This is a genomic window from Anaerococcus octavius (genome assembly GCF_900445265.1).
In the GTDB taxonomy this organism is placed as follows: Bacteria; Bacillota; Clostridia; order Tissierellales; family Peptoniphilaceae; genus Anaerococcus; species Anaerococcus octavius.
On sequence record NZ_UFTA01000002.1, the window covers coordinates 873,500 to 895,191 of the forward strand.

24 protein-coding genes and 1 pseudogene are annotated in these 21,692 nt (G+C 27.6%); all 25 read right to left on the reverse strand.

The genetic code is table 11. The features are described from left to right. Positions 1–200 precede the first annotated feature (200 nt). The gene (locus tag DY249_RS04415; RefSeq protein ID WP_115595312.1) at positions 201–926 is read right to left on the reverse strand and encodes an ABC transporter permease; all 726 of its coding nucleotides are present in this window, start codon (positions 924–926) and stop codon (positions 201–203) included. Beyond that, positions 910–1,794, reverse strand: a complete 885-nt coding sequence (locus DY249_RS04420; RefSeq protein ID WP_101540419.1) for an ABC transporter ATP-binding protein — start codon at positions 1,792–1,794, stop codon at positions 910–912. Before DY249_RS04420 ends, DY249_RS04415 begins: the two co-directional genes overlap by 17 nt. Before the next feature lie 54 nt (positions 1,795–1,848). Continuing rightward, positions 1,849–2,253 carry a hypothetical protein gene (locus DY249_RS04425; protein WP_101540418.1) on the reverse strand — a complete coding sequence of 135 codons (405 nt, stop codon included), beginning with the start codon at positions 2,251–2,253 and terminating at the stop codon, positions 1,849–1,851. A 178-nt stretch (positions 2,254–2,431) separates the two neighbouring features. Continuing rightward, complete coding sequence (locus tag DY249_RS04430) at positions 2,432–3,037, reverse strand: response regulator transcription factor (protein ID WP_115595313.1); 606 nt, start codon at positions 3,035–3,037, stop codon at positions 2,432–2,434. Continuing rightward, positions 3,009–4,556 carry a sensor histidine kinase gene (locus DY249_RS04435; protein ID WP_115595314.1) on the reverse strand — a complete coding sequence of 516 codons (1,548 nt, stop codon included), beginning with the start codon at positions 4,554–4,556 and terminating at the stop codon, positions 3,009–3,011. Before DY249_RS04435 ends, DY249_RS04430 begins: the two co-directional genes overlap by 29 nt. Positions 4,557–5,142: 586 nt before the next feature. Beyond that, positions 5,143–5,400: a hypothetical protein gene (locus DY249_RS09325; RefSeq protein WP_101540416.1), complete on the reverse strand. Its 258-nt coding sequence runs from the start codon at positions 5,398–5,400 to the stop codon at positions 5,143–5,145. Positions 5,401–5,422: 22 nt separating this feature from the next. Next, entirely contained in the window at positions 5,423–7,858 is a 2,436-nt protein-coding gene (locus DY249_RS04445) for an ABC transporter permease (RefSeq protein ID WP_115595315.1), read from the reverse strand. Beyond that, positions 7,851–8,531 carry an ABC transporter ATP-binding protein gene (locus DY249_RS04450; protein WP_115595316.1) on the reverse strand — a complete coding sequence of 227 codons (681 nt, stop codon included), beginning with the start codon at positions 8,529–8,531 and terminating at the stop codon, positions 7,851–7,853. Before DY249_RS04450 ends, DY249_RS04445 begins: the two co-directional genes overlap by 8 nt. A gap of 45 nt (positions 8,532–8,576) precedes the next feature. Further along, positions 8,577–9,437, reverse strand: a complete 861-nt coding sequence (locus tag DY249_RS04455; RefSeq protein ID WP_115595317.1) for a sensor histidine kinase — start codon at positions 9,435–9,437, stop codon at positions 8,577–8,579. Next, positions 9,438–10,088, reverse strand: a complete 651-nt coding sequence (locus tag DY249_RS04460) for a response regulator transcription factor (RefSeq protein ID WP_115595318.1) — start codon at positions 10,086–10,088, stop codon at positions 9,438–9,440. A gap of 148 nt (positions 10,089–10,236) precedes the next feature. Continuing rightward, complete coding sequence (locus DY249_RS04465) at positions 10,237–10,455, reverse strand: helix-turn-helix domain-containing protein (protein ID WP_115595319.1); 219 nt, start codon at positions 10,453–10,455, stop codon at positions 10,237–10,239. 2 nt (positions 10,456–10,457) lie between these two features. After that, positions 10,458–10,979: a DUF2975 domain-containing protein gene (locus DY249_RS04470; protein WP_115595320.1), complete on the reverse strand. Its 522-nt coding sequence runs from the start codon at positions 10,977–10,979 to the stop codon at positions 10,458–10,460. A 23-nt stretch (positions 10,980–11,002) separates the two neighbouring features. After that, on the reverse strand, positions 11,003–11,473 hold the full coding sequence (locus DY249_RS04475; RefSeq protein WP_115595321.1) for a hypothetical protein: 471 nt from the start codon (positions 11,471–11,473) through the stop codon (positions 11,003–11,005). Between the two features lie 114 nt (positions 11,474–11,587). Then, a complete protein-coding gene (locus DY249_RS09150; protein ID WP_172540059.1) occupies positions 11,588–11,734 on the reverse strand; it encodes a hypothetical protein in 147 nt (48 codons plus the stop codon). A gap of 281 nt (positions 11,735–12,015) precedes the next feature. After that, a complete protein-coding gene (locus DY249_RS04480) occupies positions 12,016–12,864 on the reverse strand; it encodes an AraC family transcriptional regulator (protein ID WP_115595322.1) in 849 nt (282 codons plus the stop codon). A 95-nt stretch (positions 12,865–12,959) separates the two neighbouring features. Then, entirely contained in the window at positions 12,960–14,279 is a 1,320-nt protein-coding gene (locus DY249_RS04485) for an MATE family efflux transporter (RefSeq protein WP_245943513.1), read from the reverse strand. 699 nt (positions 14,280–14,978) lie between these two features. After that, a pseudogene (locus DY249_RS09495) lies at positions 14,979–15,254 on the reverse strand (VanZ family protein); the annotation flags it as partial. A gap of 613 nt (positions 15,255–15,867) precedes the next feature. Further along, positions 15,868–16,641, reverse strand: coding sequence for an ABC transporter permease (locus tag DY249_RS04495; protein WP_115595325.1), 774 nt, complete (start codon positions 16,639–16,641; stop codon positions 15,868–15,870). Positions 16,642–16,643: 2 nt separating this feature from the next. After that, entirely contained in the window at positions 16,644–17,429 is a 786-nt protein-coding gene (locus DY249_RS04500) for an ABC transporter permease (RefSeq protein ID WP_115595326.1), read from the reverse strand. After that, positions 17,422–18,345 carry an ABC transporter ATP-binding protein gene (locus DY249_RS04505; RefSeq protein ID WP_115595327.1) on the reverse strand — a complete coding sequence of 308 codons (924 nt, stop codon included), beginning with the start codon at positions 18,343–18,345 and terminating at the stop codon, positions 17,422–17,424. The genes DY249_RS04500 and DY249_RS04505 overlap by 8 nt, the downstream gene beginning before the upstream one ends. A 119-nt stretch (positions 18,346–18,464) precedes the next feature. Then, positions 18,465–19,397: a sensor histidine kinase gene (locus DY249_RS04510; RefSeq protein ID WP_245943515.1), complete on the reverse strand. Its 933-nt coding sequence runs from the start codon at positions 19,395–19,397 to the stop codon at positions 18,465–18,467. Between the two features lie 3 nt (positions 19,398–19,400). After that, positions 19,401–20,093, reverse strand: a complete 693-nt coding sequence (locus DY249_RS04515) for a response regulator transcription factor (protein WP_115595328.1) — start codon at positions 20,091–20,093, stop codon at positions 19,401–19,403. A gap of 192 nt (positions 20,094–20,285) precedes the next feature. Next, a complete protein-coding gene (locus tag DY249_RS09330) occupies positions 20,286–20,627 on the reverse strand; it encodes an ATP-binding protein (protein ID WP_245943517.1) in 342 nt (113 codons plus the stop codon). A gap of 83 nt (positions 20,628–20,710) precedes the next feature. Next, positions 20,711–21,007, reverse strand: a complete 297-nt coding sequence (locus tag DY249_RS09335) for a DUF4143 domain-containing protein (RefSeq protein WP_245943519.1) — start codon at positions 21,005–21,007, stop codon at positions 20,711–20,713. Further along, positions 21,007–21,453: an AAA family ATPase gene (locus DY249_RS09340; protein WP_245943521.1), complete on the reverse strand. Its 447-nt coding sequence runs from the start codon at positions 21,451–21,453 to the stop codon at positions 21,007–21,009. The genes DY249_RS09335 and DY249_RS09340 overlap by 1 nt, the downstream gene beginning before the upstream one ends. Positions 21,454–21,692: the final 239 nt, after the last annotated feature.

Sequence of the window (21,692 nt, forward strand, 5' to 3'; positions counted from 1 at the left end):
TTCCAAATATTAGCCTTACTAATCCAATAATTGGGTAGGCAAACATAGATGTAAATCCTGCTGGATTTAAATTTGTAAAGGTATAAAATATGATATTACGAATATAATTGCGCCAAGTGCAAAAAAATTCTACCATTTTTTCATAGACATTCACTTCACTTAATTTTAGATATTGAATATTTTTATCTCAAATTATTTCATCAAAATTCTTGTTTTTTCAATACTTTAATCGAAACTATAAGTGATAATAATGATAGAATCAGTATAGAAGTGACTTCACAATAAACATAAGGATTGTTAGCATTAAATATTAATATGAAGGCGGAACTCCATGGTAAGATATAAGGTAAAATGTTACTTGACTGCAAGAATCCTACTGAAAGTATAATAGAGACAGCTCCTGATATCAAAGACAATATAAATGCGTTTCTCTGTACTATACAAATTATTAAGTTTGGAAGTAATATAGCAAAACCTAGTATACAGGTTTTAAAATATAATGTTATCAAGGAAATAATATAATCAGCTAAATTTAGTCCTTTAAAAATTATTAGTCCCCCAATCATGGTTAATAAAAAGCTAATAAGAGTCATTATTAAATGCAATCTAAACCATGTAATTATTTTTTCAATAATAAAACTACTTTTTCTTTCAAGATAAGGTAAAATATTTTGTACTATATTATTTGCATACTCCCTTTGAAATATTAACGTAATAAAAGTAATACTTATTGCATGTATAAATATAAAATTTCCAATCATTATATTAGATTTTACCCACTCATTGAGTCCTACCCTACTTACTGATTCACTCATAAATATATCCTTAACAACTAACATACCTATTAATAGTAATGAAAAATATATTGAGTAAGTATAAATTTTTGTGTTCTTAAGCTTTAATAATTCTCTATTTAATTTCTTCATATATATCACCAACTATTTCCTCAAAGTATTCTTCCAACGTAGTTTTCTCAAAATATATTTCTGAAATTCTACCCCCATTAGAATATATTAATTGGATAATCATTTCAGAATTAATATCATTTCCCTCTATTCTTATAGCATTTTCATCCAATAAATAGTTTTGACTTAACTTGTGTTTTTTGAGAATCCCCATAATTTTTTCGGAATCTTTCGATTTAATTACCAATCTCTTTTCTTTATGAACTTCGTTTATATTCACACTCTTAACTATTTTTGTATTATGAATTAGATTGATCTGATCCACAATTCTTTCGATTTCTGGTAAATTATGACTTGATATTAAGATAGATTTTCCTGATTTTGCTAATTCTTTTAATAATCCTCTAATTTCGATTACTCCTGAAGGATCTAATCCATTAAAAGGCTCATCTAATATCAATAAATCCGGGTCAGTTAACAAAACTCGCCCTAAGCCAAGTCTTTGTTTCATTCCTAAAGAATAATTTGCAAATATTTTATCTCCATGCTTTGTAAGACCCACTATATCTATGATATCTTTTATTCTTTTATCACATACATTTAATATTGACGCAAAAATTTTCAAATTATCATATGCAGATAAGTTTGGATAAAAAGCTGGATATTCAATTAAATATCCGAATTTATTAGAAACTACACCATTAAATTTGATCTTTCCATAATCTTTTCTTACTAGTCCAACTATACATTTCATTAAAGTAGATTTACCCGCACCATTTCTACCAAGTAGTCCCACTATTTCTCCGCTATCTATTGACAAATTTACATTATCTAAAATTATAGTTTCCCCATATGATTTTGTTAAATTTGTTATTTGTAGATAATTCATTAAATTTATTCTCCTTATTTATATACAAATCTTAGAATACTTAATAAATATAAGTTAATCAAAATAATCTTTATCTAATTGTTCGTCTAAATAATCGTTTAAATTATTTTCTAACTCATTATATCTATCTAAAGGAATTACATTTTTAGAACGTCCATTATCTACCATAATAATATATGGTATCTTATCAGTATTAATGTCTATATCATTTTTTCCTTTATCAGTTTTATCAATATTAAGTATCCTCAAATACATTTTTTCATTTAAAGCTAGAGACTTAAGCTGCTCATTAATATCTTTATTTTTATTATTAGTTATCAATAGACTATAAGTTTTAATGTCCTCATTCTCCGAATAATCTGAAACCCAATTTTTATCTTTTTTAGCATTGGATAATAATAATACAACAAATGCTAAGATAATTATTGTTATAGAAATTTTAAATTTTGATTTTTTCACTTCTATCTCTCCCTTTTACTAATTTTTAATACTAAAAATAAGTTACTTCTATACTCATTAACATAAAATATATATTACATGACTCATTCTTTTAACATTCTAATATAAATTAAATTTCATTTCAGCTAACTTTTGTGAATAAAAAAGCACTAGAATTATAAAATTCTAATGCTCGCATTTAAAATGAATCAACATATCCTAATTCACGCACTTTATCTATCATTTCTTGGTAATTTCTAACGCCTAACTTTTGATATATTCGTGATAAGGATACTGCCAGGCTTCTTACATTTGTATTTAGTTCTTTGGCTAACTCTTTCCTTGATAGCCCCTTTGAATATAGTTTAACTATATGAATTTCACTTTTTGTTAACGGCTCTAACATATGGTTTTCTTCTGGAAAGATGGCTTTGCCTTTCAGGGCGATAGATTTTATATCTTCTATTAGTTTACTTGTCTCTTCTTCTTTGGAAATAAATCCTTTACATCCAATTCTTTTTGCTCTTTTAATATAGAAATCTAATTTATAGGCTGTTAAAATGACGATTTTGATGTCTTCATATTTATGAATCAATTCTTCAGCTAGGTCTAAACCATTTATTGTTCCTTCTATTCCTGTCAAATTAATATCTATAAGTAACAAATCATAGTTAAGTACAGATTCATTTAAACTAAGGTCTCTAACATTATTTACTATATTTACAGAAATAGATTCGTCCGTCTCTAAGCTCATTTTTAAAGAAGTTGCGACCATTTTATGATCTTCTATTAATAAGATTTTCATTGACAACCCTCCTATCTACTGGAACTTCTATTTTAAATTCCACAAATGATTCATCTAATTCCTTTTGATTCTTAGAAAAATCAAAATCAAATTTTCCACCATATTCTTTTAAGTTGAATCTTAATATATTTAAGCCTATATTTCCCTCTACTATTTTTTCTTCATGGTCTAAATAATCCCCATAATTTTTTATGGTAAGATGAATTTTATCCTTTACCGTTTTAAGAATAATGTCCGTACTATAACCTTTTGAATGTTTTAGTGCATTTATTAATAATTCATTGATACATTTGTAAATCAACTCAGCATAGGGACTGGGCAAGTCTATATTTCTATCACATTCAAATTCTATCAGCATTTCATTGTTTAAATACATGCTTTCTAAATCTACTATAAGCCTGTTGTAGGCGTCATAAAGAGAGTTATAATCATTGAGCATTGGATTAAAGGCATTTATTTCATGACGAATCAAATCGTTTAACTTATCCAGATTTTCTATAATGTATTTTTTGCCAGATCCTGAAAGATTATCCTCTATCCACCTTCGTATTGCTATGATAATCTGTAGAATGTCATCATGTAAAAATGTCTGGATCCTTAGAGTATTTAATTTTTCAATTTCTAAATTTCTATGTTTTTCAAGATAATAGGTATCCAGCATTTCCTCAAAAGTTATCATGTTGGATTTTTTATGTTTTTCAAATAATCTAAATTCTACTAAAATCATGAAGAAGCTTAAAGAAAATAATATCACTCCTGAAAAAGATAAGGAGGTTAAATACAACATAATAAATAACAGTATAAATTCAGGAAATATTTTTTTCAGAGAACGGGAGAAAAATACTAAACCACTTTTGATTTTTGTCTTACTCATCCTATATAGCAGTACCGATTCAATGAAGATACATGTAAATAGTTGATACTCACTTATAGAAACTAGCCCCAAACCTTCATACTTCTTACATATGAAAAAAGTGATTATAAATAAAGCTTGCAGTATTATCATTGTTTTACTTTCATATCTTCGAATATTTTTATCATTTAAATATAGTATAGTTGGAGTTAACAATAAAATAATCACAACATAATTAAATATTGAGGATGCTAGAAAGGTATTAAATTTCATCATAATTATTGATATGAGAATTCCTATTGTTGTAATTAATGACATGAATTTGTTTTTATTGGATGGACTTATAAGATTAAAACTTGCAAATAGTATCAAGCTATATATTAATAGTTCGATGTGTTTACCTATTATTAAGTCTCTTAATATTAAGTCTTCTAGAAAATTAAAAATAATAAATAATTCAACTACTAGGCTATGGATTAAAATATATTTTTTTTCAGAATTTAATATGCATATAATATAGGATATGAAATTTATAATACTTAGTAAAAAAACTATTAAAATTCCTATATCTAATGTCTGCTGATATCTTATAAATGGTGCTATAGGCATGAATAAAATAACTTGAAGTAATATATGCATAATTAAAATTAAATTTTGTTTTTTCATCCTACCTCCTTATTGCTATCTATGTCTTCAATCTAAATATTAAAATTAAGTTTAATTCAATTCTACTATCTATATTATTGTTATTTCTATATTAAACTTTTTGATTTATCTATATTTAATCCTATACTTAATTATAAGCTCAAGTAAAACAAATTACTTCTAACTTATGTGAATAAATTTTGTGAAACTAGATTTTTTCTATGTTAATCTTATTTTTAAATGTAAGATCGTTATAAGTTCCTCTTCATAAATAACTATCTTTTGTAATGATAATTCCAATATTTTTATTATTACAATAAATTAAATTCTTTTTTAAGAAAAGTTATAATAATAAAAAAGACTTTCAGAATATATTCTTTATCCTAAAAGTCATATGAAGTATTTATTTTTTCTCAAGTAAAACTATAGTCTCCACGCGGCTTGAGTGGTCAGTATTGATAAAATTTTATATTTCTCAAAAGCCTAGTATGTGAGAATATGTCAATCAGTATACATATTATAATTTATTATATCATTTTAGAGCAAAGAAAAAACAGCCCACAAAAGAGCTGTTAAGATTATTACTTTCTTGGTCTAGTCGCATTACCTATATTAGATGACCTACAAACATTGCTATAGGCAGTAATAAGATTAAAAGTAGGTTCAATACTATAAACAACCTATCCTTTTCCTTTACCCCAAATATTAAACCTATTAGTCCAATAATTGGGCAGACAAACATTGATTTGAGTCCAGTTGGTCTAAGACTTGTATAGCTTTCAAATATTCCTACTGGAAGTAGGTAAGAAATAACAAATATTACAAGTCCAAGTAGAATTATCTTCTTGCTTAATTTCTGTTTAATAAATACTCCTCTTTCTTCGAAATTATATTGTTCGAATTAAATCTATAGTCGGTCTATCTAATATTCTCATTAAAGAAAAGTGGTAGATTAATAAATTTATACAATATACTACTATCGAAAATCCTAGGAAAATTTTGTAATCATAATATTTAAGTAAATTTAAAAAAGTCAATCTAGATGAGAATATAGAAATAATAAACATTATACCTATACTGGTCAATACAACTATAAGTAATGATTTTATCTGCTCATTTATATATTCTTTTTCATAAACCCTTTTAAGTTCATCCAAATCCATTCCACAAGAATAAAGGCTTCCTATTTCTTTTTTTCTACTCATCAAGCTTAGATTTATAGATGAATATCCATTTGTAATATTTAAAACCAATATTATTAATCCTATACCTAACACAATTTTCATTAGGCTCTGTAAACTTTCAAATTCTTTCCTTTCTAGCTCTTCTCCTACAATGATATCAAACCTATCTTCAGGTAAAATTTGTTCCCTAATTAATGTTTCCGAATACTCTTGTGCATCTTTTACACCGGAGTCACTTACTTTCATATTCAAAGTATAAGGATAATTTCTATATTTTTCATCGCCTGCTTCTTTCATTAGATTGAAAAATGTATCAAAGTCGGTGTAAATTTTCACATCAAAAGGCATCGTTCTGGACTTAAATTTCCTCAAATCTTTTATTGACTTTGAAATCTTAATACTTGTTTGGTAATCATCCCCGATACTTATATCCAGACTGGTTGGATTCTCAAAATATGGAATTTTCTTTGCCTTAGATATAGGTATGGAAGAATCTTCTTGGATCATGTTATAAATTAGAAACTCTCCCTTATTTCCTCCAAGTTCTTTTAAGTCTTCTTCTTCTAAGGCTATTAAAAATCCATTCATTCCTTCCGCATTATATTTTTCAATATTTTTTTCAGCCTCTTTATCTAGGTTTACATTCCTAGCTTCTTTTGAAAAATCTTTATTATTTTCAACTATTACATATTTTTGTTTGGAAATATAGGATTTTTCATTAGAAATTTTTTCATCAATTTCTTTTAGTACCGATGGCACTTCATCCTTATCACTATAATAATCCACAGAAAAGTTATATCCATTATCATAATATGAATAGTCTCTAAGATAATTTCCAATTCCTATTACAATTACAAATACTGAAATAATAAGAATTCCAATAGCTGAAATAAATCTTTGTGATTTTATTGAAGCTAAGTTGTTAATTCTTAGTTCTTGCCATAAGTTCTGTTTCTTCTTTTTCTTATACTTGGAAAAATCTATATTTCCTCTGATGCCATCTATTATATTTATCTTTGAAATCTTTTTTGCAGGAGATTTTATAGCCAAGGCAACAATTATAAAAGATACTAAGAGTATGGCTAAACTTAATAATGGATTAAATCTTACTACTTCAAAGGCACTTACTCCCTCACCTTTTTGTATATTACTATACAAATAATATATAAAGGAAAAACCAGCTATGTGACCTAAAAGTATTGGAATTGCTGATATAATTAAACCTTCCTTTAAAAGCATCAAATAAATTTGACCATTAGTTGATCCTATAGATTTATATATAGATAGCTCTCTAATTTTTCGAAGACCCCAAACCCAAAAGATATTTTTTATAAAAAATATAAAGACGACTATACATCCGAGGATAGATAATACGATAACCGCTTTACTCATAATGTTTTGTAAAGCATCTCTTTCGATACCGTAATAATTTATTAAGCCATCCGAAAATTCTAGTTCTACATCCCTACCAAGTTTATTATTTATATCTTCCTGAATATTTTCTTTATTTTTATAAGCTTTTTCAAATGAATCAAACTTCACATACGTTTTAAAAGATGACATTTTTTCTTGTAACCCTAAAGCAAAGTTTAGTCTACTATATTTGTTATAAACGTCTCCATAAATCCCTACTACAGTAAAAGATTTAGTAGAATCTTTTTTAAATTCTTCCTTATCAGTATTTGCACTAGTAGGTCCTATTTCTTCCCCATCTATAAATCTCTTACCTATTTCAAGTTTTATTTCATCACCTAAATTAATATTATTTTTCTTTACAAAGCACTCTGATAATACAATTTCATCTTCTTTTTTAGCAAATCTTCCTTCTTGAAGTCTTGAATAATCCTTCATTTCATTTATGGCTTTATCTTGATAATTAATGACTATTAAGTCATCACTATATTTAGCATTATCTGGATTGAGTGACATTTTTCCAATTAATTTGATATCTTCAATAGATCTTAGTTTTTCTACTTCTTCATTTGATAACTCATCTTTGATCTCAGCATGATAAAAATTATTTGACATGGCATATCCATAGTTGGCTTGTTTATTTATATAACCGTAATAAAAAACCACAGTAAAAAATAAACTGACAATCAAAAGTGAGATGAAAATAGGAAAATTTTTCTTATTCATTTCTTTCATCTCCTACAATTTTGCCGTCAACTATAGTTATAATACGACTAGCTTCTAGAGCAACTTCTTCATCATGAGTTATGATTATAATTGTTTGTTTTAAAGTCTTATTAAAGTATTTGAATATATCTATTATTTCTTTAGAGTTTTTCCTATCTAGATTTCCTGTAGGCTCATCAGCTAAAATAATTGATGGACTATATATTAAGCTTCTTGCTATAGCAACTCTTTGTTGCTGACCTCCTGATAATTCACTTGGGAAAGAATCTAGCTTACTTTCAATACCTAATTTTTTAACGATATCTAATAGTTCTTCTTCATTTATTTCTCTCTTATCAAGTTTTAATGGAAGTTCTATGTTGTGTCTAACTGTTAAATTTGGTATTAAGTTATAGAATTGATATATAAGACCTACTTTTCTTCTTCGAAAATAAGCAAGTTCTTTTGAAGAATACTGAGAAATATCATTACCATCTATATAAACTTTTCCATCATTTGGACTATCTACACCACCAATAATATGTAAAAGAGTTGATTTACCAGATCCACTTGGTCCGACTATTGCTACGAATTCTCCTCTTTCTATTTGTAAATCCACTCCATCTAAGGCGATGACCTTATTATTTCCCTCTCCATACTCTTTTCTTAAACTTTCTACTTTTAAAATTTCCATACTTCCTCCTTATTTTAAGGTAAGTATATAAAAGTAAAGTGATTTTTAGGTGACATTGTAAAATTTTATTTCAAATCTCGCTCCTTGGCTTGTATTTGTCACAGAAATTTCTCCATTATTTTTCTCTACTATTGTTTTTGCCATAGCAAGACCTATACCAAATCCACTAGAATCGGGCGTTTTATAGAAACGTTTAAAGATTTTTTTGATATTCTCTTTTTCTATGCCTCCTCCATTGTCTTCAATGGCAAGAGTTGTGTATAAAGGATTTTTGTGAGATTGAATTGAAATTTTGTCGCAAAGAGGTCTATTATTTGCATTTTTTAAAATATTTATAATAGCCTCTGCAATCCAATAAAAATCTCCACAAATAATATTTTCTTTTAAGATTTTCGATATTTCTACATTAGTAGATCTTTTTAAGTCCAAACTGTCCAAAGCATAAGTCACCAATTCATATAATGACACTTCTTCTTTTTTCATAAGACCTTTATTTGCATCAAGGCTTGAAAGTTTAAGTAAAATATCTGAAAGGGAGTTTAATCTAATAAGTTGTCTTTTCAAAATTTCAATATTCTCATCTTCTGGATAATCTATTTCCAAGTTTTCAATAGAAAATAACATTGACGTAATTGGTGTTTTTATTTGATGGGCTATATCTTCTAAATATTCTATTTGCTTTTCGCTATTTTTATTGCTTGTTTCTTTAGCTTCTACTGTTTCAATAAAAAGCTTATAGATTTTATCTTCGAGTATTGAAAAGTCATCTTGTTTCATAGGTATTTTATAATTTTGATTTTTCATATTATCGATTAGATCTATAAGCTCATTTACTCTAGTTTTCTTTCTAGATTCTAGGACATAATATAGAAAGCAAAGACTTAATAGCCATAATACATATATCATCTAATCCATCCTATATCCTATTCCTCTAACGGTTGTTATTATTTCTTTATCAAGTTTTTCTCTAATCCTTTTGATAGTTGATGTTAAGGTATTGTCGTTAACAAACTTATCTCTATCCTCCCAAAACATTTCTAAAAGTTGGCTTCTTGTATAGACTCTATGAGGATTTTTAATAAACAATACTAATATTTCATATTCAAGAGCAGTTAATTCTATTTCTCTTCCTTTAAAATAAACTTTTGAATTATTTAGATCTATTTTTATATCTTTGTATATAATCGTCTTATCTTGATTTAATGGAATAGTCCTTAAAACTGCGTCAATTCTTGCTCTTAGGATAGCTAGAGAAAATGGTTTAGTTAGATAATCATCTGCACCTTGGTCAAGTGATTTAACAATGAAATCCTCATCATTTTTAACTGTTGTTACTATCACCCTTATATCTTTATCTTTTAACTTTTCGATCAAATACTGACCATCTTTGTCTGGTAGATTTATATCTAGAAGTACACAATCAATGTCTACATTAATCTTGTAGCTTGCTTCATAAAAAGACGATGCTATTTCTACCGTATAATTATTTTTATTTAGATATTTTTTGATTTGTAAGGCTATTTCTTTATTATCCTCAATGATTAAAATTTTCTTCATAATGGTTCCTCATGTTGATAATTAATTTTGTTTGCACCTCTTCATTATTATTAATCAAAATAAAAAAAATAATAAGAAATTCGTAGCCAATATGCTGTAAATTTCTTAAAAAAATTTGTTCTAAGTTTTTTATTATTTACATTTATAATTATTGATTTGTATTAATGTACTCTAAGATATCCCCAGGTTGACAATCTAGCTCTTTACAAATGGCAGCTAAAGTATTAAATCTAATACCTTTTGCCTTTCCTGTTTTTAATATTGATAAATTTGCTTCGGTTATTCCTATCCTTCCTGCGAGCTCTTTTGATGTCATATTTTTCTTTTTTAACACTTGATCCAGATTTATAATTATTTGATCCTTCATTTTCAAATTATACTTTCCGAATCTTCTTTTAAGGATTTTCCTGTATTAAATATCATTATTGCTGAAAAAGCTATAACCATCAAAATTATATTCGTTAAATAATCCTTAATAGTTAAATTAAAAATACTGCTAATGTTGTCCACTTTAAAATAATTGAAAGCTAGCTTAGAAATAATTTGGCAAATTGTCAAAATTAGAATAGCTATTAAAATATTTTTCGAATGTTTTGAGTTTAAGTCCGAAAAATAATCTTTCTTCTCTAAATTCACTAAAATCTTCTCGAATTTATCCAATGAAAAACCAGCAACAATGAATATCATAACGGCACTCAAGCATGAATAAATAATAAAAGGAAGTGAAACTTCTTGTAGATTAAATTGTTGAGATTCTACTACTTGTATTACATCATCTTTAAAAATCAGAGTTAATACACTTCCAAGTAAGGTAAAAGCTGCTCCCAAATATGAAATATATCTTAAAACCTTAGATAATATAATCTCTATTTTAAAAATAAAACTCTTCATAACTTCTCCTCACCACTTTCGCTTTATCTCTTATCATCTACATCTTTCCATTCTTGTACTCTATCCTCCAGATCATTTAAATCTTCTTTAGAAAGTTTCCAGGTTAATGAAGATGGCATCATAGGCATTCCCTCCATTGTAATATAAGGATAATTTTCATAAATATAAAAATCTATATTTGTAGCTTTTTTATCCTTTCTCTTGCTGGTTAATATAAAGTGATAAGATTGTACTGCATCATCTGGTATTTCTTTAAAATAATCGTCAAAGTTTTTATCATTAATATTTTCTACACTCATTCCTGTCAAATTACTAAAGTAGTCTAGAACTTCTTGTTCTTCTGTTTCTACAATTTTTTTATTGTTAGAATCAAATATTTCAATCTTTTCTTCTTTTTTACTCCTAGTTTGTTCTGTCATAGTATTTGGACTACAAGAAGTAAATACTATAGAAATAACAAGAAAAATAGCCATTATTAAAAATCTTTTTCTCATGATGATCCTTCCCATTAAATTATTGTAAAACGATAATTATCTTTGTTTATTATTGTAAAACAATAATTATTGTTTGTCAATATCATTCTTAATAACTTAAAATTTATCAAAGTCTTATTGTGTTGCTACTTCCTTGTATTTATATTCATCATCATTTTTTTCTGTGAACATATCGTTGACAAGTCCAATATGTAGAAGAGATAAATCAGAAATAGAAAGACCAAGTTCTACTGCCATTAATAGGAATAAGGGTGTAGTCATTGATCTTTCTATTGGTCTAACTTTTTAAGAACTTCTTCCGTTTTTATATTAAGTCCCAATAACTCAATTAGCTGAGGCAGAATTTGGTAAATTGAAAATGTTTAGAAATTATCTAACCATTCTTCTGGACTATCAGGAACAGATTTGTCTCCATGCTTTGCCGTTACATAGACTATGTTTTCCAAAAATCTAATATCATATGTCAAGATTACTCCTTAATTTTAGGCATCAAAAAAGCACCTATCATTTTGATAGATGCTTTCAAATATATTTATACTATCTTATTCTTTTAGAATTGGAACCCATAATTCCATTTGATAATCCTCTGAGTTAGGGTCTCCATCCCCATATACTTCAAAATCGGGACTTTCATCATGTCTATATCCTTCTTTTGGGAAGAAATATGAAATAATATACTTCCATCCTTCGTGGATGCACTTTGGTATAGGACCTTCTAAGCTTACAATAGCATACTCTTTTTCAGGAATGCTGAGTATATCTAAACCTAACTCATCAGCTTTTACCTCATCCGTCAAATCAAAACCTGCTAAGTATATAAATGAATCTTCTTCATCCATTAGATAGTCATATCCAACACCATAAATTTGACCATTACCAAACTCTTTAAATTTTTCTCTGGGTACTTTTTCTACCAGTCTATCCCAAACTTTTGGGAAATTTGAACTTTTAGTTACATCTGATTTAATACCAGCTACTTTAAACGCTTTCTTTTTCTCAATCTTAATATCCATTTGATTTCCTCCTTGAACTGAAATTGAAAAGTAGATTCTTGGGAAATATTGATATTTTTCTCCTTTTTTTACTTGTCCTGGAGTTAGCTTATGAAAACTTTTAAAAGCTAAAGCAAAAGAATCTTGAGAATTATAGCCATATTTTATTGCTATATCTATAATCCTTTTATCTGAATTTTTTAATTCAATTGCTGCATTTGTCATCTTTCTTAACCTTATATATTCAGATAATGAATATCCTGATACGATTGAAAATATTCTTGAAAACATTGGAAATGAATATCCTGTTATCCGTGTTATTTCTTTTTCATCAAGTTCATCAGTTAAGTTATCTTCAATATAGTCAATTGCTAAGTTAAATGATTTCATTATATCCATATTTCCACCACCTTTCATTTAAATTGTACAAGGATTTATTAAATTATACCCAATAATATTAATACAAATGTTATATCATTTAAAATCTAAAAAGATTATGCATTCTTTAATTGCAATTGCTTATGAACACTAATAGCAAAAGGAATCGTAATTATTGTTGTCAATGCATCCGATATTGCTTGAGCATATATCACACCATCTAATCCCATCATTTTGGGTAATAGTAAAATAACTGGTATAAATACAATGCCTTGTCTTAGGGAATTTAAAAAAGCTCCAGCTAAGGCTTTACCTATTGCTAAATATAATGTTGCATAGGTAAATTGAAATCCAAATGTTATAAACATAATTACTGCTGCTCTTAAAGATGGAATTGCTATCCTTATTACATCCTTATCTTTTCCAAATACTGATAATATACTTGGTGCAAATAAATATATAATAGCTGTCCAAACTATACAAAATAGAGTCGTCCATTTTATGCTCGCTTTTATCGCTTCTTGTACTCTTCCATAATTTTTAGCTCCGTAATTAAAACCTGCTATAGGTTGTAATCCTTTCATATATCCTGCTACTACATTTGTACCAAGAGTTACTATTCTAAGAACTATTCCCATTGCTGCTATTGCTTCCTCTCCATAAAAAGAAGCAGCATAAGATATTTTACTTATTGCTATGGTTTGCAAAATCTGAAGTATTAATAGAGATATTCCTATTTTTAGTATTTCTTTATAAATTGCAAGTGTAGGTTTGAAGTTAGGTATTTTAATTTTAATTAAATTTTTATCTCCTATAAAGTAAACAAAATACATCAAACTAGTTATAGCTCTAGCTATTAGTGTTGCAATTGCAGCACCTTTCACTCCTAAATTTAATTTAAAGATGAATATCGGATCTAAAATTATATTTGATATAGATCCTACAATCATTGCTTTCAAGGAGATTTTGGCTGCTCCTTGTGAAACTGCTAAATTTCCTAAAGTAACATTTACCGCTCCTAAAACTCCACCTATTATAAACAGACTAGTATATGTTTTAGCAAGTTCCATAATAACTGGAGTCGCTCCCATAAACTTCATCACACTATCTAAAGAGTAAAATAACACAATTGCTGTTATTATCGCCATAATAGCGTTAGAAAATAAAGAAACTGTAGCTACAATATTTGCTTTTTTGTTATTTTTCGCTCCTAATAATCGTGAAATATAAGAGCCTGCTCCTGCTCCAAATGTTAATCCTATTCCTAAAAAGATAAGTTGAATTGGAAATGCAACTGAAACGGCAGCTACAGCTTCTTTCCCAAGTCCCGAAACAAAATAGGTATCTACAACATTGTATAACGCTGCTACCAATAAGCTAATAACCATAGGAATCCCAAGCTTAAAGAGTGCTTTATCAATATTTTCTTCTTTCAATATTTTTATTCTATTTTCATTCATTTTATTATTCTCCATTTCTCAATATATAACTTCCAATATTTATGCAAGAAAAAAAGGCATAAATACAATACAGTATCTGCCTTTTGCTTGAAAATATAACAAAAGACTACAAACAAAACATTGCCAGTAGCCTTTTACATTTAGTTATATATCGAGAAATGCACACCAAAATAAAGCCATATCAATGACTTGACTGTGTATTTCCCGATGAAATCTTAAATGCAATCTATTTGCTATACTCTGTACAATGTTTCATCGGTTTTATTTGTACAGAGCTAAGCTTGTTCTTAGGATGATTTTTTAATAAAATAATCATAAGTATACCTCTTACAATTTATTATATTAGTTTTAGATAAATATTTCTACTGAAAAAGTTAAATATATATTTTATCAATAATTTTCATCTTTTAATACTTAAATTTTGTCAGCACTTCTTATTGACTTTTAACCTTTAAGCAAACACTATCACTATTTTATTTTCTGAATCATTATTTGCTATTGCTTACTCAAATATAATTATTGGGGAATCTTTAAACATAGGTCTTGAAATTGATATTCTTTGTTTTTCCATTTGACGGACTTACTCCACCCATATTAATAACAAATATCAATATTTTTGAATTTCGCCATTTATGTTAACCGCGAAGAAAATATCATAGATATAAAGTTGAATAGTCACAACATAATCAATATCGTAATAATCCATAAAATTACTGACTCATAAAAGTTATACTTAGATTTTACTTGACATTTTTCAATCAATGACTCAGAAAAAAAGCCATTGAGCAATTTGTATATACCATATCCTAAATCTGATCCAACAGTATTAGTAATCAAGTCATTTACATCTGTAGTTCCAAAACCAAAGATTTGAGTGATTTCTATGGACAATGAAAAGATAAATCCAAGCAATAAACCTTTAGATAAACTATTGTATTTCTGATAAAGTAAAGGTAGAAAAAATCATAACGGAAGAAACAAAATTATATTTAAAATTGTATCTTTTTGTTCTCTAATCATATCTATAAACTGTATTAATGAAAATTTAGTCGAAAAATTTGGTTTTAAACAAATACCTGTCGAAGCTGAAACTCCAGCAAAATAAAAAGAAAATATAAAAGTTAAAATTATGTGACCTTTGCTTTGCCTATTGCCAAATAATTTTAATACTATAAAATATAATATTAATATCACCGTGATAGGTGATATCCACTTATTGCGTGACTAAAAATAAATTCCCAATCCATAAAAAGTCCTCCAGTGTTTTTTTATAAATACATTATTAAAAGATTCCTCTTTATATTTTCTAAATTTTAACCTCTTTAAGCTTAACTCACTAGATTTCAACAATCTTAAAATATTAGGGGTTTGAAAGCACATAAGTGAGAATATATCAATTATGATTTATTATATAATTCTGGAGCAAAGAAAAAACAGCCCTATATAACAAGAGCTGTCTACATTTATTGTATAATATAGTGTTTGAAAATATCATTAACCTTTACCTACATGGTTTCTTTACGTCTATATTTTTTTGGAAAAAATAATTATTACTTTTATTAAACTACCATCCTTTTTTTAATGATTGTTTCTTCTTTTCTCTTTTACTCCATTCTCCTTCTTTAGAATTAATCAACAGAATAGTTGATAAAATTATTATGGATACTAAACTAATAATACAAATACTCTTATTCCAATTAACTGCACTATCATAACTTCGATAATTTATTAGTCCAAGACTTGCAGTAATAGGATACATATTTGCCAAAGTCATACTACCTACTGCAAACATTCCTCCATAACCGTATACGAAAGATAGAATAGCTCCTATCATATAACCATTAGACAATCTACTGGTTAAAATAATAACTGGCAATACTGCTATATATAAAAATAAGCAATTTAATGTGATCTGTATAAATGCTTGTCCTACTAGTTGCACAGAGAAGCCTGGAAACTTAACCAAAAATTCTGCAATTACTGTAAACAATGTACAAACAATACCTAAAAAAATAGCAATTAAGCCACAAACTAATAGTTTTCCAAATAACAATTTTCGATAAGAAATGGGAACTACTTTTATATTTTTTAATGTATCGTCTTTTTGCTCTCTTGCTATAATATATCCTGCAATTAACGTAATACACATAGGGAAAATAGTGGACATATTATTCTTGATTACCTGTTCAATCAAATAAGTAAAGTCCCATGTAGAGCCATCATTTGCCATTGATGTGAACAATGTCAATACAACCGAAAGAAGCATTAGTATAATTCCTGCCCATATAAAATTGTATCTTTTTAGTTTTATTAATTCAGCTTTTAGAATACGACGCATCTCTATTCCCCCCTCTTCTTATATAAATAATCTATAAGTATAAATGATAGTATTGCTGTAATACTTAAAATCAAAACTACTTGAGATGTTGAAGGGATTAAGCCTGTTAATTCTTCCAAGTTCATTTTGATTCCATGTGCTGCCATATCTCCCGCACCCCAGAATGTAGTTAAAGGAGTAGGAAGAGTCCACAAAGTCATCTTTGGTAAAGTATCATATAAAGCTGTAGCACTCATATTTAGTACACTGTAAAAAATACAAATCAAAACAGAAAATATATAACTTTTACTGAAAAAAACTACTAGTACAATAAGGGGTAATGTTCCAGCTGTAATAAAAATTCCTGTTTCAAGTGCTAACAACAATTTATATCCAATACCATATATTTCTGTAGTAAAGCTTCCACATATAAATGTTGCAAATGTAGATGCGACACAAAAAATTGCTCCAAAAATAAATAATACAATAATCTTAGCAAGTATCATTTGTGTACTTGTTACGGGAATTGTCCTTAAATTTTTAAATGTATCATTATCTCTTTCCATAAAAAATAAAATAGCAGCTATCACACCTATAATACAAGGTAACAAAAATTGTACTCCATATCCTAAAACCATATTAAATAGTCCATCAAAAGCATCTTTTTTATCAGCATATCGTTCTAGCATATTGGGCGTAGTCATTAAATAAGTTAAAGGAACTGGAAATAAAAAAGCTGATATAACCACAAATAAAATGAACTTTTTCCTTTTTAATTTCCAAAACTCACACTTAATCAAATCAAGCAATTCCTTCACCCCCTGTCACACGCTTGAAGTAGTCTTCAAGGTTTTCTTCATATGTGTGTGCTTCCGATACTTCAATATCATTTTTCACAAATGAAGTTATTATCTTCTCAATAGGTAATTCAAGATTATATAATTTTAATTTATTATTATTTTCAATATCAAACTGTGTTTCTCCAAATGTTTGCTCTAAAATTCTTGCTGCTTGTGGTGCATTAGAAACAATGAAACGTGTATGCTTATTACTCTTTTTTTCTAAATCTTCAAGACTAGATTCTTCTAATAATATGCCTTTGTCGATAATTCCTACATCATCTGCTAAAAGTTGTATTTCAGATAGTATATGACTTGATATTAATATTGTTTTTCCTCTTTTTTTACAAAAATCTAAAATAAATGAACGTATTTCTGCAATACCAATTGGGTCTAAGCCATTAATGGGCTCATCAAGTATTAGGATTTCTGGATCATGCATAATTGCAAGAGCAATTGCAAGTCTTTGTTTCATTCCCAAGGAATACTCGGAAAATAGTTTTTTGTCATTATATGGTAGCCCTACTAAATCCAACGAATCCTTAATAGCATTGCGATTTGGAACGCCTCTTAGCGTCTCAAAAATACGCAAATTTTCCGTAGCAGTTAAATTAGGATAAAATCCTGGAGATTCAATTAAACTTCCTATTCGTGGAAGGGTCTTTTTCTCATTTCCTTTAAGTGGTTTTCCAAATACATAAACTTCTCCGCTAGATGGTTCAGTTAAATCTAACAACATCTTCATTGTTGTAGTTTTACCTGCTCCATTCCTCCCTAAAAGTCCATATATTCTTCCTTTTTTGACATGGATATTTAGATTATCAACACTTTTTTGTTCTCCATAAATTTTTGTCAGATTTTTAGTTTCTATAATATAATCACTCACTAGATTTACCTCCTTTTATTTGTAATTACATTATATATTACTATCCTTGCATTAACCTTATATTAACCTTGCATTAACCTTGCAATAAAAAAGTCCTTGTAAAAACAAGAACTAAAATTTTATTTATATCTATTCGGTGTCGTATTAAATTGAATTATGAAATTTGTAAATTCTCCTTCTTTACTTTCTACGCTTATTTCTCCTTGCATAACTTCAACCATTTGCTTTACAATAGCAAGTCCAAGTCCACTTCCTTTTCTACTTCTTCCTGCATCGCATTTATAGAGACGGTCAAAAATATATGGTAAATTAGTATCAGAAATACCTATTCCATTATCTTTTATAGAAATAAATACTCGTCCATCATTGTTAGAAATACTAATGTATAACTTAGAAGCTTTACTGTGACTTATTACATTTTGTAGTAGATTATTTATTATCCTTCCATACTTATCTCTATCAATTTTTATAAAAATTGGTCTTTCAGGCATATCTATTTCAAAATCAATATCATTTTCTTCTAGTATAGGAATCCAATCTCTTAAAATACGTCTAGTTAATTCAATTACTTCTACGTTTTCTATTAATAACTCAATTTCACTTGATTGTAATTTAAACCATTCAAAAAGTATATCTATATATTCTTTCAAATCATAAGCTTTAGATCTAGCAATTTGAAAATACTCATCACCTTCTTTTCCATTTACAACTCCTTTATCAATAGCATCTAAGTAACCTATCAAGGTAGTAAGTGGTGTTCTTAAATCATGTGAAAGACTAGTCATTAATTCTTTATTTGTCTCACTATCTATCTTTAAATCTGATATTTCTTTTTCTAGCTGGTATACTATAGCATTAATCTTAAATGCAATATCAGACGTGATTTCATCATTAGAGGCAAGTATCTTATGACCTACTTCACCTGAAATCATATCTGTTAAAATAGAATCCATATTTTTTATTTGTCTTTTTACTTTTTTATTTTTATTGTATTGAAGAATATTAAAAACTATGGAAATAAAAAATAAAATTATTAATATTTTATTAGCCACACTTTAAACCTTCCCATTGAAACGATATCCTACACCTTTAACTGTTTGAATATAAACTGGTAAACTTGTGTCTTTTTCTATCTTTTTTCTTATTCGGCTTATTATTGCCATAATATTGCTATCATCATAGAAATAATCCTCGTCCCATACTTCTTCATAAATCATTTGCTTAGTAAGTATTTTTCCTTGATTTCTTATTAGATAAATTAGAATATCATATTCCTTAGGCGACAATTCAAAAGTTCCTAGGTCTGTGCTTACTGTTCGATTATTTGTATCTATTTCTAAACCTTTAAATGCTAATACTGACTTAGCTTTTGATCCACTATAAAAATTTGCATATCTTCTTAGTAAAGAAACAACTCGTGCAATTAATTCATCCATATCAAAAGGCTTGGTAAGATAATCATCTGCTCCAGATTTTAGTCCAATAACTTTTGATTTAGTATTATTTTTTGCTGTTAACATTAGTATTGGAACATCACTAATTTCTCTAATTCTTTCCAATGTTTCGAAACCATCCATTCCAGGCATCATTATATCTAGTATTATAGTTTGATAATCGAATTTCTCTAATTTTTTTAAGGCAGAAGTCCCTGAGTAGCAATAGTCTGCGTCTATCTCCTCATGAATCAAACTTTGTTTTATAAGATTACATAATTCCTTATCATCATCTACGATTAATATTTTATACATACAATTCCTATCATCTTCTGTTTAGTATCATATTATATCTATGAATATCTCAAATTAATCAAATAGCTTTTATTACTATTGTTCTATCAAAACCACCATCTCCACGTGGCTTGAGTAGTCAGTATGTATAAAATTTGAGATTTTTCAAAAGCCTCTTATGTTGAAATATATCCATAACTTATAGGTAGTCCATTATAAATCTAAACTATCCTTATTTAACAAAAAGTCAAATAAATTAATAGTGAGTATTCCATTTTCATCTAAAAATGGTTTTACTCGATCTTTTACGATGATTATTTTCTTAAATGAGTCATCAATATTTAACAAGGACGATTTTTCTTGATTTATTTTTTCTATGGATGGAAGGCTATATGCAGATTGAATATAATATCTTTTACTTCCAAGATTGGCTATAAAATCAACTTCCAACTGTTTCTTTACATCTTTATTATTAACATTTTCCCTTTTCATGACCATTCCTACATCAACCATATAGCCACGATATTTTAGTTCATTATAAATAATATTTTCCATTAGGTGGGTTGGTTCTATCTGCCTAAAATTTAATCTTGCATTTCTAAGTCCTACATCTTCAAAGTATATCTTATAAGGCGTGCCTATATATTTCTCCCTTTAACATCATATCTATATACTCTTTTTAAGATAAAAGAGTCTTCAAAGTAGCCTATAAACTTATCAATTGTATTTGCAGAAATTTTAGATTTTTTTATGGACTTAAAAGTTGAAGCTATTCTACTTGGATTAGTAAGACTTGAAATACCTGATGCTAAAATATTGAGTAAATTTTCTAGTTCAGAAGTTAAGCGTATATCATACCTATGAACAATATCTCGCAAATATACATTTTCGAGTTGCCCCTTTAGATAGTTCATCTTATCTTCATCCGTTTTCATTAAAGCTCCAGCTGGTAAACTGCCGTAAACTTGATATTCAACAAAAATGCCTTCTTTGTCACCATCATAAGTTTGAAGAAATCAGAAAATACAAGCGGCATAATATGAATTTCATCGCCCCTACCTGCAAACTCAGTTATGACATCTTTAGATAAGAATCTAGAATTACTCCCAGTAATATAAACATCAAAATTATATTGACGCAAAAACTCATTTAAGACTTGCTCAAAAGATTTAAGCAATTGAACTTCATTTAAGAGGATATAAAATTTATAGTTGTCATTAGTTTGGCTCATGATATAGTCTAAAAATTTTTTAGGATCTACTAATCTTTCACCGCTTAATACATCTAAATCCATTAAATCTTCGCCAATTTTTAATAAATCACTACCTGAATCAAAGGCAAATTTTATAATATGGTTTTCATCAACGCCACTTTGGGTCAAGTGATTATAAAATAGATTATTAAGTAAATAAGGTTTACCACTTCTTCCTATTTAGAATTATTTCCATTTTGGAACTTAATCTAGGTATATTGTAAATGATAAGTCCATGTAATTCAACTCTATTTAGGAATAATTCCACAATGAACATATTCTTAAATAAGTTTTTAATGTCATTAAAGTATTTGCTCTATTTTTGTTCAAGTATTTGGTCATTTTTTATGACATAATACTTATAGAAC